This window comes from Salinibacter pepae (assembly GCF_947077775.1).
Taxonomy (GTDB): domain Bacteria; phylum Bacteroidota; class Rhodothermia; order Rhodothermales; family Salinibacteraceae; genus Salinibacter; species Salinibacter pepae.
In genome coordinates, this window is the sequence record NZ_CAMTTE010000002.1 from 1 (window position 1) to 15,214 (window position 15,214).

Annotated in this window: 12 protein-coding genes; 7 read left to right on the forward strand and 5 right to left on the reverse strand. The window is 58.0% G+C overall.

Annotation, left to right across the window (positions count from 1 at the left end; all coding sequences use genetic code 11):
• A partial coding sequence (locus tag OJA40_RS15110; protein WP_263811032.1) for a hypothetical protein occupies positions 1-1,119 on the reverse strand: 1,119 nt, incomplete at its 3' end.
• A 222-nt stretch (positions 1,120-1,341) separates the two neighbouring features.
• Here OJA40_RS15110 and OJA40_RS15115 point away from each other — a divergent pair.
• Entirely contained in the window at positions 1,342-2,355 is a 1,014-nt protein-coding gene (locus OJA40_RS15115) for a site-specific integrase (RefSeq protein WP_263811033.1), read from the forward strand.
• A gap of 838 nt (positions 2,356-3,193) precedes the next feature.
• On the opposite strand, the gene OJA40_RS15120 is transcribed toward OJA40_RS15115, so the two are convergent.
• Positions 3,194-4,588 carry a replication protein gene (locus OJA40_RS15120; RefSeq protein WP_263811034.1) on the reverse strand — a complete coding sequence of 465 codons (1,395 nt, stop codon included), beginning with the start codon at positions 4,586-4,588 and terminating at the stop codon, positions 3,194-3,196.
• Between the two features lie 840 nt (positions 4,589-5,428).
• Between OJA40_RS15120 and OJA40_RS15125 the strand changes: the two genes are divergently transcribed.
• From OJA40_RS15125 to OJA40_RS15135, 3 genes are all read left to right on the forward strand, one after another.
• A complete protein-coding gene (locus OJA40_RS15125; protein WP_263811035.1) occupies positions 5,429-5,617 on the forward strand; it encodes a hypothetical protein in 189 nt (62 codons plus the stop codon).
• 301 nt (positions 5,618-5,918) lie between these two features.
• A complete protein-coding gene (locus OJA40_RS15130; RefSeq protein WP_263811036.1) occupies positions 5,919-6,533 on the forward strand; it encodes a hypothetical protein in 615 nt (204 codons plus the stop codon).
• Positions 6,534-7,520: 987 nt separating this feature from the next.
• Positions 7,521-7,874 carry a DUF4113 domain-containing protein gene (locus OJA40_RS15135; protein WP_263811037.1) on the forward strand — a complete coding sequence of 118 codons (354 nt, stop codon included), beginning with the start codon at positions 7,521-7,523 and terminating at the stop codon, positions 7,872-7,874.
• 1,492 nt (positions 7,875-9,366) lie between these two features.
• On the opposite strand, the gene OJA40_RS15140 is transcribed toward OJA40_RS15135, so the two are convergent.
• Positions 9,367-10,041: a hypothetical protein gene (locus OJA40_RS15140; protein ID WP_263811038.1), complete on the reverse strand. Its 675-nt coding sequence runs from the start codon at positions 10,039-10,041 to the stop codon at positions 9,367-9,369.
• A 1,021-nt stretch (positions 10,042-11,062) separates the two neighbouring features.
• Between OJA40_RS15140 and OJA40_RS15145 the strand changes: the two genes are divergently transcribed.
• Both OJA40_RS15145 and OJA40_RS15150 read left to right on the forward strand, forming a co-directional pair.
• Positions 11,063-11,932 carry a PKD domain-containing protein gene (locus OJA40_RS15145; RefSeq protein ID WP_263811039.1) on the forward strand — a complete coding sequence of 290 codons (870 nt, stop codon included), beginning with the start codon at positions 11,063-11,065 and terminating at the stop codon, positions 11,930-11,932.
• 407 nt (positions 11,933-12,339) lie between these two features.
• Positions 12,340-12,678: a SaeA-related protein gene (locus tag OJA40_RS15150; protein WP_480918974.1), complete on the forward strand. Its 339-nt coding sequence runs from the start codon at positions 12,340-12,342 to the stop codon at positions 12,676-12,678.
• 29 nt (positions 12,679-12,707) lie between these two features.
• Here the strand turns inward: OJA40_RS15150 and OJA40_RS15155 are convergent, their stop codons facing one another.
• Positions 12,708-13,022 (reverse strand): hypothetical protein, encoded by a 315-nt coding sequence (locus OJA40_RS15155; RefSeq protein WP_263811041.1) that lies wholly within the window; start codon positions 13,020-13,022, stop codon positions 12,708-12,710.
• 878 nt (positions 13,023-13,900) lie between these two features.
• A complete protein-coding gene (locus tag OJA40_RS15425; RefSeq protein ID WP_341481576.1) occupies positions 13,901-13,996 on the reverse strand; it encodes a hypothetical protein in 96 nt (31 codons plus the stop codon).
• 557 nt (positions 13,997-14,553) lie between these two features.
• On the opposite strand from OJA40_RS15425, the gene OJA40_RS15160 reads away from it, so the two are divergent.
• A complete protein-coding gene (locus OJA40_RS15160) occupies positions 14,554-15,006 on the forward strand; it encodes a hypothetical protein (protein ID WP_263811042.1) in 453 nt (150 codons plus the stop codon).
• The last annotated feature ends 208 nt before the right edge of the window (positions 15,007-15,214 follow it).

The window sequence follows — 15,214 nt, forward strand, 5'->3', positions numbered from 1 at the left end:
GTCTTGGTACTGGCCCGGAGGTGTGCTCAGATCCTCGTCGACCGCCTTCCAAAGTTCCTCTGGGAGCCCGTCACGGATGATCTGCCGCGTGTGCTGGCCCACCACCCAGGTGTTGGAGTGCTCCGTGCTCGGAAGCCGATCCTTGACGTACTGGAGAACGCCCTTCCCGCTTTGGAATCGGTAGTGGCCGATCCAGTGGAGGATCTTGTGGTGGATGACGCGCCGGTGTGTGGTCTGGTCGGTCCACGTCGTCCACAGGGCGTACACGCACCAACGAAAGAGCACTGGGTCCTCCTCTGCTTCCGGCACGTACTGGTAGATCATCTGCCGGGTCGCGTACTCGCATGTGCGCCGTGCAAGCGCCCTGCGGACCAACACTGGGATGCTGACATTGCCAGCACCCTCTGAACCCGGCATGTCCATTTTTTTACACGCCGGAGTGTCGTGATAGCACATTTTGGCTTCCAACAAACTAAGCGTCTTCGATTCCGCTAAGCTGTTGGGAAGCCTACACTTACAAGAACGGGTATCGTTACTATCTACAACACCTACACCCTGTATACCCCGGGAGCCTTGCAGGAAACGTGATGACCCAAGGCAACACCGGTCCATAATCCCGCTTCTATCCCTACCTCCGCCGGAGCCCTCGCCCCGCTTCCCTCCACCACCTCCTGCTGCCCTGGCCGATGCCTCGGCCTCCACCAGGGCATCCGTAAGCTCCCGCCGAGTCTCCGCTCCGGCTGCCGCTTCCGCCGCGGAGCTGTAGTCGATACCGAGGCCCTCGCAGAGATCCACCGCGTCGATCTCAACCTCGCCTACGCGGACATGCGTTTTCGCCCGTTGGACCTGACCTTTATTCCGATCATAGCTTGTCTCGAAGCCGAGCACAGCCGGAACGGAGTTCTCCTCTTTCCACTCGATGGTTTCCGCCGCGCTGGAAAGCGTTACCGCCTTCTTGTAGAGGCGCCCACGAGCGCCCACACGTCTTCCAAGCACGAGACACATCTTGATCCACGCCGCCTCGGCCGTGCCGTCTGGACGGTTCTCAGCGATAGTGAAAAGTCGCTCAGCAAGCTCCTCCTCGGTGGGAACTGTTTCCGCTATGTCAGTACAAGTCATCGCATCAGTTTCTTTTTCTCTCTGGAGTGATTGGTGCGCGGCAGCTGGAACTGCCGATGCTTTAGGTTACGTGGCGCCCTGGCCCTGCGCGGGTCGGGGCGTTTTTTTTGCGTGGTATCTTGACACGTTAATGCCATAGTTGGGTTCCGAGAAACTGCCGTGGGTGGTACGAGTACAACTCTTTAGTCACACATCGCAAGTGATCTTCACGCCATTCACCTTATGCCAAGCCAGCTTCCCGACCGCATCGAGAGTGCCCTTGAGAGCGGCGAGTCCCAGTATAGCACCACCACTCTTCAATCGTACCGTGCGGCCTGGCGGGACTTTTTGACCTGGTGGGCGGGCACTAGAAATGCCGATGCGTGGGAGCTGCGACTCGAGGAAGAAGGCCTCCCCTTACCTCCATTCGAGGCGATCGCTGGCTACCTTCAGGACCGGAAAGACATGGCCTGGTCGACGCTCACAGGCCGGCGACAGGCGATACGACTCGTACATCTGCACTATGACATGCGCGACCCTTTTGAGCAATCAGAGGTGCGGAAGACGTGGGCGGAGGTGCGGAAGCAGAAGCAAGAGGAGGAATCGGCTTCACGCCCAATCGGAAGCGACCATGGGGCCGCTGAGGTTATCGAAAACGGCTTAGAACTCCTCAAAAACCATTTCGAGGGCCGCCGTGGCAGGGAGGACATGAGTGAGGAGGAGCTCTTCCGCAGAGATATGCAATATCTCCCGCAGGAGGTCTCCAGTGCTGAGGACCTGAGCCCGGCTCAGCAAGATCTCATCCCTGAGCCTGGCTTTGACCGTAAGACGATGCGCAACCGCCCACTGCTTCTTTTAATCGCGACAACCAGCGCCACCCGCACCGATGTTGTCGGCATACGCGTAGAGGATGTCCATTTGCGCAGCGAAGATGTTTTCCTCCAGAGCGAGTCCAGCAAGACAAAGGAGGCGCCACTGCAGATCGGTCTTCGAGACGACGAGGGCAATCTCGAGTCGGTACTTCACCTCAGGCGAGAGCCGGAGCTCCGCTACTGTCCGGCCCAAGCGGTGGCGTCGTGGATCGTGCGCGGGGATCTGGCAGAAGGACCGCTCTTCCGATCACTTACGCCACAAGGCAAACTGAAAGATTCGGGCATCCAGCCCCAGGCCATCAACCACGCCATTCGCCGCCGGGCAGAGGATGTCGAGGGACTCGACTCAGACGAGTGGACGACCCGGCGGCTGCGGAGCCGATAGGCACAGGGCTAGCAGGGGGGATAGAGAAACAAACGCCGTTATTGCAAAAACGGAAATTACTTAGGTGCTGCAAACACCAGTACCTAATCCGAACCTTCTTGCTGTCTTACCACGGCAATTGATCCAATCAGAGAAAGTATATCCTCTGGCTTGAAAGGCAATACGGCGGCGTTGGTCATGCGCAACCTTCCATACCTGCTCATCGGAGCGTTTCTTCCGGCCATATTTCTTTCTGTCGCCTCACCAGCAGTCGGTCAGAGCAGTTCTCCAGCGAATCCTCCCCCAGCGAATCTTCTCCCACCGGATTCTTCCCTGTCTGCCCGAGGCATCGCGTTCGAGCTGCGTTACGGGAGCCCGAGGGCCAGGGGAGCACCACCCCGGCAAGCGGGAGCTGGGGACAAGACCCTGCACACGCTTGTCTCCATGGGCATTGCCGTTGGCACGTACTACGGGATTAGAGGAGCTGCTGGCTGGCCGCACCGCAGGTGCCTCGTGGCGGCTGGTGGGAGTGCCCTTACGGCAGGGCTGTTGAAGGAGCTGTATGACCGCTCGAAGATCGGCAATCGGTTCAGTGGAGCAGATATGGTCTTCAACGCAATCGGGACGGGCCTGGGTATAGGAGTCGTAGTCGGCCTGAGAGGAAGCTAGCGGTTCGGCCGCGATACCAGAGAGACAGGACTGGAGAGGCAAGACTGGAGTGGCAAGATTGAGAAGGTCGCGTCTATCCCCTCACCATTGCGGGCCTTCGCCATTGCGGGCGAGTCCGTTCTGGAAGGACCTACTTTCCAAGGCCACCCTCCAAGGCCATCCTCCAAAGTCACTTTGGCTCAGGAGACCTTTAGCCAGTTGGCTTTCGGCCAGTTGGCCTCCGGTCGGCCGGTTCTCCAACCTCCGGATCGAAATACATGTACTGGGGGCCATTTCCACCGCTAGGGCCAGACAGACACCGATGAAATCGGTCCTCCGGGATACCCTGAGCAGTGTACCCTTCCTTTTCCGCTTCTGAAACGGTCTCTTTGTGCTCCAAGGGTGGAAGAGAGCTCTCTTTCGAGGGCTCGCCGGGGTTCTCTTCTCCGGAGGGCTGGAGGGCGTATCCTTCGGTGATGGCCTCGTGGAGCCAGGCGCCGGGCTTGCGGATCGTCTGTTCGGCGGCCCGCTGGCGGTAGAGCTCGAAGTTGGCCCGGACCCGAGCGCGAGAGAATCGGGACAGAAGCTCGGCGATGCGGCCGGCCCAGACGCCGACGTTGGCGAGCTTTTCGGCTAAGTCTTGCTTCTCGGGTGGGAGATTGCCAAAGTCGGCCGATGGAGAACCTCTCCCAGACGCCTGGCGCTCGTGCTGGTCTTTGTCTGGTGGTGGCCGACCTGTTCCATTAGATTGATCAGCCGGCACAGCATTGCCTTTTCCTAACGCCGGCTCTACCCCCTGCTTCGGCTTGTTCTTGCTTGAAGGCTGGCTATGTTTGTCTTTAGAAGAACTCTTTTTATAAGAGGAAGGGGGGTCAGAATTTTGGCGATCGGGGGTCAGATCGTTGGCGTCGCCTCTGCAACGAAAACCCGAGTCCTCCGAATTCTCGCTTGAACTGTCACTCGAACTGCCACTTGAATTGCTACTTGAGCTTCTACTTGAGGCATCTCCGACCGCTTCAGGCAGGAAGCGGTACTTGCATGCCCCGTTTTCCGGGCGGACCCGCCCGATCCACTTCCCCTGGAGGGCCTTCGCGGCTCGGGTCACGGCCGTTTTCGACCGCCCGGTCATTTTCGCCAGCGCCCGGCTGGAAAGCTCAGTCCACCGGTCGTGGACGGCCTGCAGTGCGCCGCTCTGCGGATCCATCTCCTTGGAGGTCCATCCCCACGTCCCGCGGAGGACCGCGAGCACGACCCGCAGACCCGCTCCAGTGTCAAGCGTAGGGAGCTCCTCGAGAAGGGCGGTCGGGACCTGCGTAAACCGCGCTGTCGGGACGCCCAGCGCCAGCTGGTAGTGGTAACTCCGGCCGCTGCGATCTGCGCGGGCCCATCCAATAGATTCCAGCTCGGAAAGCCCGTTGCGCGTGCCCTGGTCCGACAGGCCACTGGCCGCCTCGACGTCGCTTCGAGAGAGCCAGTCCTCGGTGCAGGTCCACTTGCCCTCGGCTGGATGGAACCGGAAGGAGAGGTGGATCAAGCCCAGAAGGCACCGCAGAGCGGAATCGGACATTTCCGGCATGCGGCCGAACACCGCGTTCGGGACCGGCATGCGGAAGAGACCTGGAGGGAACGGCTCGGTGGCGTCAAGCGACAGTTCCTCCGAGGGCAGCTCCTCTGGGGATAGCTCCTGTGGGGATAGCTCTCCCGGCGACTGCTCCTCGAGAGGTAGCTCCCCTGGCGACGGCCGATCGGCCGCGTCGGAGGATCTTCCCTTCCGGTCAGGGCCGCCGGGCGAGGGAGACTGTTGCGATTCGGTAAATTGAGGGCTCGGGGGCGCCGCCTTCCGAGGCGGATCGGCCGGAGAATTGGAACCCGGCTTGGCCCTTGCGCTTTTTAAGAGACAAGGCATTACGTCGCAGCGTATGTCTTGTTAGGTCCGAAATGGACTTCTGCCCGCCGACTGACCCAAACCAGTCGGTGGGCTTTTTTTGTGAGTTATGGGGTTTTCAGGTCTGCATGTGGTCGCTTCGTCGGGAAAATCATCGCTTCCAAAACGAAAGCCTCCAAGTCGGGGCGCTGGCTGCCGGAAGCTTGGGGACAATGCCTGGAATGGAGTCAGGCACCCGACAGCGCAGGCAGGAAAGACCTGCTGGCGCCCCCACCTGGAGGCTCTCCAGATTGGGGTAGTTTAAGTATTTCGGACGTACTCCATTCGCGACGACCGAGTTCAGTGTCCCAAACCTTGCTCGACCGTGGGCCCATGTTGGGAGACATGCGCCAGTACGTTGATCGTAAATATATGAGATCGGATGGTCGAACATCAAATCGATGCTTTCTGCCTGCTTGGTGAGGAGGCAAGGATGGTCTGGTATAAGCTAAGCCTGAAACAATTATCCGCACCGTGCTGTCTTCACGATACGTTCTTCTTTAGTAAAAGACAGTCACAGATATGTCTAAAAAGAGCCCTGAAGATCGCGAGGTAGATCACCGTACGGAAACTGATGGCGAAGGCGTTCACCACTATCGAACCTACGAGGATGAAAACGGAGACCAATACACTCAATACGAGGGAACAGAGAGCCGCAACGAGCTTCTTGGGTTCGAAGACGACGAGCATTTCGAGGACAACATGCTGTAACAGCGACTCCCTTAATGAATGAACCACGGCCCGGCCGCGACCACGGCCGGGCCATCTTTGTTAGGGCATCTTACGATTGATTGTGATTGGTCACTCTGAACAAGCTGAAAACAGTCGAATTGAGCGGGCTTACTGACTGCCAGTGAGTCGGGTAGATCGGAATGTTAGGTCGTTCGCTCACTTATTAATACCTACACCTCTACTCAGCTTGACCTCACTCTTCTTGGAGCTTCTGCGATTTCCTTTTGCCCGTGCAAGCCTTCCTTAATCGATCCGTTTGCTCAATCTCTCTATCATTGACATGGACCGTAATGAGCTGCATGAACTTCAGAATGAAATGCATCACCACGAGGCTGCTCACGCAGCCGCTCACGTCTGTCTCAGTCAGGAAACGAAAGTAGACAGAATCGAGGTTGGAAGTGAACTCAACGACCTCATACCGGGAGCTAACGACATGATTGCTAGTGGACGAGTCGAAGTCAGTGGAATTGACGATATATGCTACTCTTGGATTTCTACTGTGTGTTCTTTAGCAGGAGTTGCACACGACCATGTAAAAGGGTACAGCTACCTTCAAAAGCCGGGAAAACCAAGAGCAGTAGAGTTGGCAGCACATGGGCGCTTTGATAAGGTAGAAAGTCTTTATCCTAGGATCTCGGGGGATCTGATAAAAGCAAAAATTGTGGCAGTATATTATGAGAGAGAAGACTCAGAAAGCGACTCGCTCCAAAACGGGCCTTTTGCCAAAGGATGGAGGTTAGCTAAAGAATTTGTTCGAAATGTGATGCCAGCCATCAACGAACTCGCTAGAAACCACTTATCGGCGGGGGGCACTCCTGGAAATGTAGTCCGCGAAGTTCTGACTCGACACCAAGTAGTCAAAGAGTATAAAAGTGAAATGGGAATAAATAAGTAAGGCAAAATATTAATACCAACGAAAAATATTTTGTAAAAAATTTTAGGGTATAAAGTCGATAACAACATTATGTACGTATAATCCAAAATTAATACAAAGTAACAAAAATTATGATATGAAATTTTGAAAAAATTAGTAGGTAAAAGTCAGGCAGATTAAAATCCAAGAGTTGGGAGACCTAAGAGGTTACTGGGTGCGAGTTTCTCTGAAGCCACGCCTCGACAACCTTTCTACTAGGTTCGTCTACACCGCGGTGGGTTCGGTATCGTTCATCAACTCCTTGTGCCGTCCGCGTAGGGCCTGCGCCCGTTCCTCTTGATCGGCCAAACCGGTGCGGATGTCTTGTTGCTCTTGCTTGCTTTGCCGCAGGTCCCTTGATCTGCTAAATGAGGCAACGCCAATTCTGAATACTTTGATCAACGAGACCAAGAACCGATTCTTTGGTAGACCCGATGATGCCTTTGCTTACCTGACGGGCAGAAGACTGAAGACGATCAGTGAATCCGTTTAGTGCATTCGGGGCCTCCTGATTGTCGATAGTCTCATCAGTGTCGACGTAGCGGGACTCGCGTTGCGATCTGCCGCTGCTCTCACTATCGCTCAGCATTGCGGGGGCACCAGCACCTATGAAGAGGCTGAGCTCACCGATCAGAATGCTTGTCCCGACGGTCTTGGGTGCCCCGAGTGTGCTCGCAGTGGTCGCGGCACCTGCTGCAGTGCCCGCTCCAACCCCGACGGCTGTACCTGTTTTTCGACTGGTAAGTCATCTTGTTTGGATTGTTTGAAGCGACACTCCTCTCGCTCCACCTGCATCAATTGGGCGCGGCTTAAAGGCTCGCGCCGCAGAAGGCTTCGATGCTGTCGCGCTGAAACCGAAGTGCGCGGTCTCGGAGGGCTTGCGTATTGGACTCGCCCGAGAGAGCCGGAGCTACTGAATTGTCGAGATGGTCGGCACGGTCGCGGGCGACTTGCTTGAGCTTACGCTCGATGCGGGACTGCTCGCTATCTAGATCATTTTCGGGAGCCTCCCGGCGGCTTTTAGAGCCGATCTACCGGAGCGGCCACGGCTACAAGAAGGCGGGCGTCTGCCTCTACGACATCCGCCCGAGCCGCCCGCACCAGCCTGGGTTATTCGGCCAGGAGAGGAAGAAGGACGAGGATCTGATGGAAGCGGTGGACCGAATAAACCAGGAGTACGGGAAGGAAGCCATCGGGCTCGCTGCGGCGGGCCTTCCTGAGGGAAAGGGGCACCTCGAGCGGGAGTGGACGATGAAGCGCCAGCGGCGATCTCCGCGGCACGCGACCCGATGGGACGAACTACCTGTTGCCAAGGCTGGTTAGCCGGCCAAGCCGTGTTTTCCAAACCGCGAGCAGGCCGGTGGGAGCGGTCTTGCGGGACAAAAGCACCTTCCGGAAGATCATCCCGCCGAAGAGCCTGTGCCTGCGGCGGTGGAGCCCGGAGCCTTCGCCCCAGATGACTTGCGGCCTGAAGAGATTCCGCGTGAGGAAGAGCGCCCGGGCAGCGCCGGCGGCTCACTCTCACCCGGCATCCGTCCAGTCTCTCGTCAGGCTTGTCCCACCACCTGTCTTATCGCCACCCGCCGCATCGCTGCATTTCACGTTGCCACAGGTCACGTCACCACACGTCGGGTACAGCCCGGCGTCCAACAGCAGGCAGAGCAATTTCGCTTCCTCATTTGTGTCTGGAGCAGGGATCGGGTCGATGCCAGCGGGAAGGACGTGACAGTGGTCGGGAGTGTGCACAGGAGGAAAGGCCTCTGAAAAACTGTGATGGGATGAAGCGAAAGAGCCAACCTATAGACACGGCGCCCTGCCGGCATCTACCCTCTCTTTTCCGACTTTCCATCTTTCTCAATTTCCATCTTTCTCGATTTCCGTTCTTGCCGATGCCTGTCTTTGCCGATGTCTACCTTCTCCGATGTCCCATGCCACAGGCTCACTTCCACACCATAGCCTCAATCCGATCAAAAAAAGCCCGGCCTTTGCGGGCCGGGCAGCGCGACAACCCCACCGACTAAGTGAAAGTGCCACGCGCCGGTTAATAAACAAACCAAAAGTTAAAAATGAAACGGGGTGCGGTGGAGGACTTTCGGGCACAGATGCCACGGGCACGGATGCCGCAGGCGCAGAATCAGACGGAGAGTAGAATCAAACGCAGAAATGGCCAAACGCAGGAATGGCCTGCCTCAGAGGGTCTGCGGTAGCAGGCGCGGGAGCTCTGAGACAGGCCAAAACCAGTTGTATACATAAAAAGACTCGCCTCGGAGCGGGCGGGGGATAAGCTCCGAAACGAGCCTGTAAGGCCAGCGCAGACGATGGGAACCGGTCCGCTCCACAGAGGGTAGCGGGCCAGTTCTAAAATCATCGTCACACGGCCATAGGCAGTATATAAAAACCCCACCCCGGGTCGTCAAGGGGCAGGCGTGACGGTGGAGTAACCCTCGGTCAGGACTTCGCTAATCAGCTCACACGGCCGCCATGTGAGCCATAAAACGGGTCTCGCTTTCGACATCCTGGCACGAAAGGGAGCGCCGAAACTGTCAGGACGTCGGCAACATCGGAGCCACTTGTCCTCAGTTTCAGGGGCTCACTTTCGCTCCACAGGGAAGGGCGCAACTGAAAAGGCAAAACTGTGAAAACGGTGCGGTGCTCCCAGAGGGCGGTAAGAACAGGTGTCCAGAAAGGCCCAAGGAGGCCTCACGTCGGTCTTCAACAGGTAGCCTCAGTGCTGGTATCTTCAAGGCCGGTGGTCTTCAGGGCTGGTAGCCTTATCCCGAGTTGCGCCCTCAAAGCCCCTGGGATCCTACGGGACCTACTCTCTGATTTCGGGATGATTCTCTGCCATGCAACGCTCCCGTTCCTTGCGGAGCAGCCGGTCAAACCGGCTCCAGTCCTGCACCTCCTCCGCCGAGACGGAAACGCAAAACGCCTCCCGGGCCGACTCGCGCCTGCTCTTCCCCAGAAGCCCACCCGCGCACCACGCGACCACAAGCGTGCTCTCGACCGCGTTTCGGACGTACATGTCTCTGAGGTGGCCCGGCCCCTCGGCACTGGCCATCTCTTTCCGGCGCGCCTCTTCTCTTCGGCTCTCGATCAGCTTGTCCCTCGCGTCCTCGGCGGCCTTGAGGGCCGTCCGGAACGAGTCGAAGCGCCGCCTCCCCTCGAAAAACTCGCTGCGGGCGAACATCTCCTGGATCGACTCGGCGAGAAAGTAGGACTCCCACGCCAGCTTCTCTTCTCCTCCCCGCCGGAGGAGGTCCTCGGCCCGGCCTTCAGCGCGCCGGAGCGTCTCCGCCGCTGCACTTTCGACCTTTGGCCGGTGGATCTCCGGCCGACCGGTCTCCCCTGGCGCCCGGCGGTCGAGCGTGCGGTTTCGATTGGCGGTGCCCTTCGGTCCAGTTTGCTTGGGCTCTTCGGTCTTTTCGCCGCGGAAAAAGTAGTACGCGAGGCCGCCTAGCGTGGCTACAACGAGAATGAAGGACAGCACAGCTGCAGGTAGTTTGTGTCGGCGTAGGATCGAGTCGGCCAGATGAGCACCGGCTTTTCAAGATCGTTCTCGGCCCGGGGCTCCATCGAAGGGCTCCTGGCAGGAGGCAGGCTTTGGGAGGAAGCAGGCTTTGGGAGGAAGCAGTCCCTGATACAGGCAGTCCCTAGTGTAAGCAGTCCCTGGTCTAGGCAGACACCAGGTCGACTTGTGCCGAGGCCAAGCGGGCGAAGCTCCAATGGCGCGGAGGTTTCAGTGGCGCAGAAGCTCCAGCGTTATGTGCATCAGAGGATTAGCAAAAGAGCAAAAGATATTCCCTCTCCAAAAAGAAGTGGCTTGGGTGGGGCAGGCCTCTGAAACGAACGAGTAACGACACCAGAAATTTGGGGCTCATGGGCACAGCAGACGACTCGGCGCTCAGATCCGGCAGGAGTGTGCTTCAGACGGATGGAGGGGAGCACGGGAAGACCCGAACTTAGAAAATCATTGTCATCCGGTAAAAACGTCCTGGTTGATGAAGGTCACTTAGGTCGTGCTGGCAAATGGAAATTTCGCTTGACAGCCACAGAAGCCATGCCACCATCGTCGATACCAAGTGCAGCATTACCATGTACCTGGAGTACGGTCTTCTCGTAACAGGTGGCAATTCGACAGTAGTGTTTGACTCGACCAAAGAGGCGCCCGATCTTATTTTTTCTTCATATAAATCTCGACTGAGTGGTCGCTGGAGCTTGCGGTCTTTCTTCGGCGGACCAACACTGCCGACGGTCTGCTCCTTCAGTTTCTCAGCCTCGGCCATGGTCATCCGTCTAAGGGAGTAAACTTTGCAATCTCCATCCTCCTAAGCTCACCTCTTGCTCGGGGATGGGCAACTGTCACCACCATTGCGCCTCTTGATATTTAAGGTTCTGCCAGGGATCCACGAAGACTAACGTTGGGGATATTTGGGGAAGAAGATACCGCCCAGCATCTCCCTCTGTTCTCGCAGTAGTCCTTTAGCCGATACCTGAGCAGATTCAGAAATATGCGACTTATCAATCTTGCTTCCAAGCCGCCGAAGACTTGGGCCTCACTTCTTGCCATTTTTCTTCTGGCTGCCGTGGTTGCTTTGCCAGCTCAAGCTCAAGGCACTGATCGGGTCGGAGACGAAGAGGCGCCCGCGCAGTCGTCTTCCGCTTCGCCGTCTTCGGCGGATGCTTCGTCGGAGGGCCTGCGGGTAGCTACTCTTGATGGACCAACAAGAGCATACGCTGGGGAGCCGGTGACGTACACGGCGTCGATCAAGAGAGAAGGGCTGGGTTCCTCCGTTCCCTACCGGTGGCAATTTGGAGAAGACAGGCCCAAAGGCGTCACCACCGACCCGGCCGCGGAGATGATCTCCAAGCACTTGGCGAGGCGGTCAGAGCTGGTCGCCACCTACACCTACGAGCGGCCGGGCACCTATACCGTGCGGGTCTCTGTAGGGCAGGGCGAACAGGAGGCTGGCGCGTCAGCGACGGTGACGATTACAGATTCATCCTCGTCCGACTCGTCTGAGGCGGAGATGCCGGCCATGGTTGCATCGTCTCAAAACTCACAGGAGGCACAAAGGTCCGGATCGGCGGTGATGACGGATCGTCCCGGACAGTGGGGCATCGTGGTTGCCTCCATGCGGAGTGCCGAAAAGGCCGACGTTGTCGCTCGGCGGTACCGGGGCCAATTCGGGGCCGACCGCATGCCAGTAGAGGTCATGGAAGCTGATCTCGAGAGCGGCCGCTACTTTCGCGTCATTGTTGGGCAGTTCAAAAGCGAGAAGGCGGCCTGGAAGACGATTTCCGCCCGCGAGGAGGAGCTCCCGCTCCGCGCCTGGACGGTCCGGTACCAGAGGCGGTTTCTCTCGGAGGCGGGCCCGTAAGTCTCTTCTGCCCTGCGGGCCTGTGAACAATGCCCAATGTCCCGTGCCCGACTGGCCCCGCCGCTCTGGGGTGGAGCTTCTGGCTCCCGGAAAACCGTCCTCATAAAACCGGCTCCGGAGAGCTCCTCGGAAAATCTTTCACGATACCGCAGTGAGGGTGCCCACTCGGATGAGTGCCACGGAAATTCCTTTTCAGCTACGGCCTCTCGACAGCCCCGATAGCTCGACAGCCCCGATGGCGACAGGCCCGATGGAAAGCACTGTGGCAAAAAACGCGAGGCCCAAGATAAGCCGGGAGGCCTTGGCGCCGACTTTGAGGCGTGGATGCATGACTCCAGCCACGTACTCATAGCCTGTCAGCCCCACAGCCTACCAGACTGCTGTCGTCAGTCCGTTGCCTTCGAGAATTGCATGCCAAAAGCGCTGTCCCATTCGCTGCGCCGAGCGGGCTGGCGGGGACCTCCGGGGACTCAGAAGTAACTCTGAGTTGGGACGGGGCGGCTGGAGCAGACACCTACAACGTGTACCGGAGCACCTCCTCCACAAGCGGAGCAGAAGGAGAGCCGCTTGCGACGGGCGTGGCGGAGACCAGCTACGCGGACACCACTGCCGAGAACGGGACGAAGTACTACTACCGGGTGACATCGGTCAATCCCAGCGGCGCAGAGAGCGACGCGTCGAGCGAAGTGGAGAAGACGCCCTTTTCCGACCCGCCCAACCGGCCCAACTCGACGGACCGACCGTAGGCGACGGTGCCAATCATCTGTGACAGGCCCTACTGAGGAAGATCAATGTCTTCCTGGCGCTTCGTTTCGGCCTTCGTCACGCGCCCATCTAGGCCGAAGGTAATGATGGTACCTGGGCCGAAATGCGTGTCCACGTAGTACAGCCGCTTGCCGCCACTGGGCAAATCTACCTCGCGGGTAGGCTCGTCTTTGTGTCGTCGCATCGCCTGTACTGTCAGTCGGGCCTGCGGCTCGGTCATTCCTTCGATAACCTTTTCTGCCCGCATTGCACTCGCAATTGAATCCGGCGGGCTCTCGGTGTTGATGTAGTACTCGACCTGGTCGTCTCCACCTCCGGCGGCCACGGCTCCTCCAGCGGCACCAGCACCAAACGCAAGACATCCGGTGAGAAGAAGTGGACACAAGCAAGTAATCAAGTGTCGCATCGGCCCGTCGTTTTTCGTCGAGGTTCGGAAAGAAAACTGCCTGATCCGACGCGTCAGGACCAGAGGCCGTGGTACTGGTCGTAGCTCTGAGTAGAGGACCATGCCGAAAGGACCTTCCGGCCCGGTCGATTCTTCGTGTCGGTTCTCCGCGTCGGTTCTCCGCGTCGGTTCTCCGCGTCGGTTCTTCGTACTTCTTCAGAACAGGCTCTCCTCGCGGCTCAGCTGGTCGAGGTCCTCGCCAGCCCGATCGGAGCCGGTCGGCCCGTCGGGCCCGGAGCACCGCGGGCAGTCGACCCAGCCGCTTCCTCCACACTCCGGGCAAGCCTGGAACTGAGTCTCCCCACCGGGCCCGGTGGTTTTCTTCTCGCCGGCTCCCTCGCACTCATCGCACGCAATTTGCCTGTGTCCGCTACACTTCGGGCAATGCCGCATTGTGCTGGTAGGTCGTCAGCAGTTCGAATCTGATCGAAAGGTCTTTGGCGGCGTGCTCGAATGCCCGGGCTACCCGCCGGTACTGGTAGGCCCAGTGACTACGAGTCCAGTGACCACGAGCCTGGTAAATAGAACTGGTAAATAGAAGAGGCCCTGAGCGCGAAAAGTTCGCTTTCCTCTTTCCCGAGAGGAGGTCTTCACCCTACCACGTGACCCAATGTCTCATGTGGCTTGGCGCTTGAAGTGGCTTGGCGCTTGAAGTGGCCTGGCGCTTGAAGTGGCCTGGCGCTTGGAGGAAGGAAGTGGAGACACAGGGCCGGGCGCCAAGCCCGGAGAGCAGAGGCAGAAAGAATTTCGGAGCCCTGCTACAGGTCCTTCAGTGCCGTCTCCAGCTCCTCATCGACGACGTGCGTGTAGATCATGGTCGTGGATAGGTCCGAGTGGCCGAGTGCTTTCTGCACGAGCCGGATCTTTCCAGCCGGAGTAGCCAGACAAGAAGAAACTATCTGCAAGGTACACCAGGACCCGACTCACGCAAAAACCCGACTCACGCAAAAAAAAGCACCCGCGCCGGCGGAGGGCCGCCGATCGCGGGTGGTTGCATGGGACAGCAACGCTGACGTGCACGACAACCTGAGGATGAGGTTTCTTCAGCTTATGCTCTTGGTAGGAGAGCTCTCGGCAGGAGAAAAGTACTAACAAGACGCGAAGGAGCGTGTCTTTTCTACCATCATAGCCCGCAGAGGCTCAAGAAGCTGAAGCCAGAGAGATCTATTCCTTCGAGTTTTAGGCTGTGGAAGCCTCAATGAAGGTCGAATGCGCCAGTAGACGGAGGCTCGTGCCGATAACCCCTCTCGATCCGGTAAATTGAAGGTAACGTGCCATAGACTGACCCTCTATTTTCCAAAAGAGCATAGTTTTTGTGGTTAATGGTCAATGCTAGCAGACGATAACCCGGTTAGGAGAGTATATTCCACCGCGTTATCTCTTCTTCTCCAGAACAAAACACCATTGACCTATGGGCCAGCAACAGCTTTTACTTCTCGTTCTCGCGACTGTCATCGTCGGCTTAGCTACTGTGGCCGGGATTCAGGCCTTCAGTGAAGGTCAGGCGCAGGCCTCTCAGGACGCACTTGTGCAGCGAGGCACTGGGATCGCGTCTGATCTCTTAGGAGCCCACGATAAGCCATCGCAGCTGGGTGGAATTACTCTCGCCAGTGATGGCAGTCCGGGCACCTGGGCCAATGCAATTGGCCAGCCCTCAGCTACCATCGATGCGCCCGGTGCAGGAGACGGCGGAGAGTGCACCATAGAAGCTGGGACAGGTGAGTCTGGGTCCTTCGATCTCAGCTCCGTCGATGCCACCGTCGATTGTGAAAACAATGGTGGTGCAAATGTAGTGGTCGGAATAGATGCGGACGCCTCAGGTGATCGAATCGAGACTGCCATCGTCTCCTCCGCAAGCGTTTAGTGCTGCTTCCAGCGTTTGAGACCTGAGCATTTCAGTCTTCATGCCTGAGCAAGCTACAGGCTGAAAGGGCGGCTCCGTTCGGAGCCGCCCTTTTTCTTTGCTGTGAATGTCTGCCCAGCCAGTTGCTTGCCCAGTTAGGCGCAGAAGAAAAATCTGCCAAGTGAGAATGTGTATGCTAGCGCACCAAGATGGCCCCTCTGCAGGCCGA

What these genes read in the sequence shown, in the direction of transcription:
- OJA40_RS15135 (WP_263811037.1), top strand. Translation starts at nt 7,521, where the DNA reads ATGCGGGACTGCTCGCTATCTAGATCATTTTCGGGAGCCTCCCGGCGG.
- OJA40_RS15120 (WP_263811034.1), bottom strand. Translation starts at nt 4,588, where the DNA reads ATGCCGGTCCCGAACGCGGTGTTCGGCCGCATGCCGGAAATGTCCGAT.
- OJA40_RS15115 (WP_263811033.1), top strand. Translation starts at nt 1,342, where the DNA reads ATGCCAAGCCAGCTTCCCGACCGCATCGAGAGTGCCCTTGAGAGCGGC.
- OJA40_RS15160 (WP_263811042.1), top strand. Translation starts at nt 14,554, where the DNA reads ATGGGCCAGCAACAGCTTTTACTTCTCGTTCTCGCGACTGTCATCGTC.
- OJA40_RS15125 (WP_263811035.1), top strand. Translation starts at nt 5,429, where the DNA reads ATGTCTAAAAAGAGCCCTGAAGATCGCGAGGTAGATCACCGTACGGAA.
- OJA40_RS15145 (WP_263811039.1), top strand. Translation starts at nt 11,063, where the DNA reads ATGCGACTTATCAATCTTGCTTCCAAGCCGCCGAAGACTTGGGCCTCA.
- OJA40_RS15130 (WP_263811036.1), top strand. Translation starts at nt 5,919, where the DNA reads ATGGACCGTAATGAGCTGCATGAACTTCAGAATGAAATGCATCACCAC.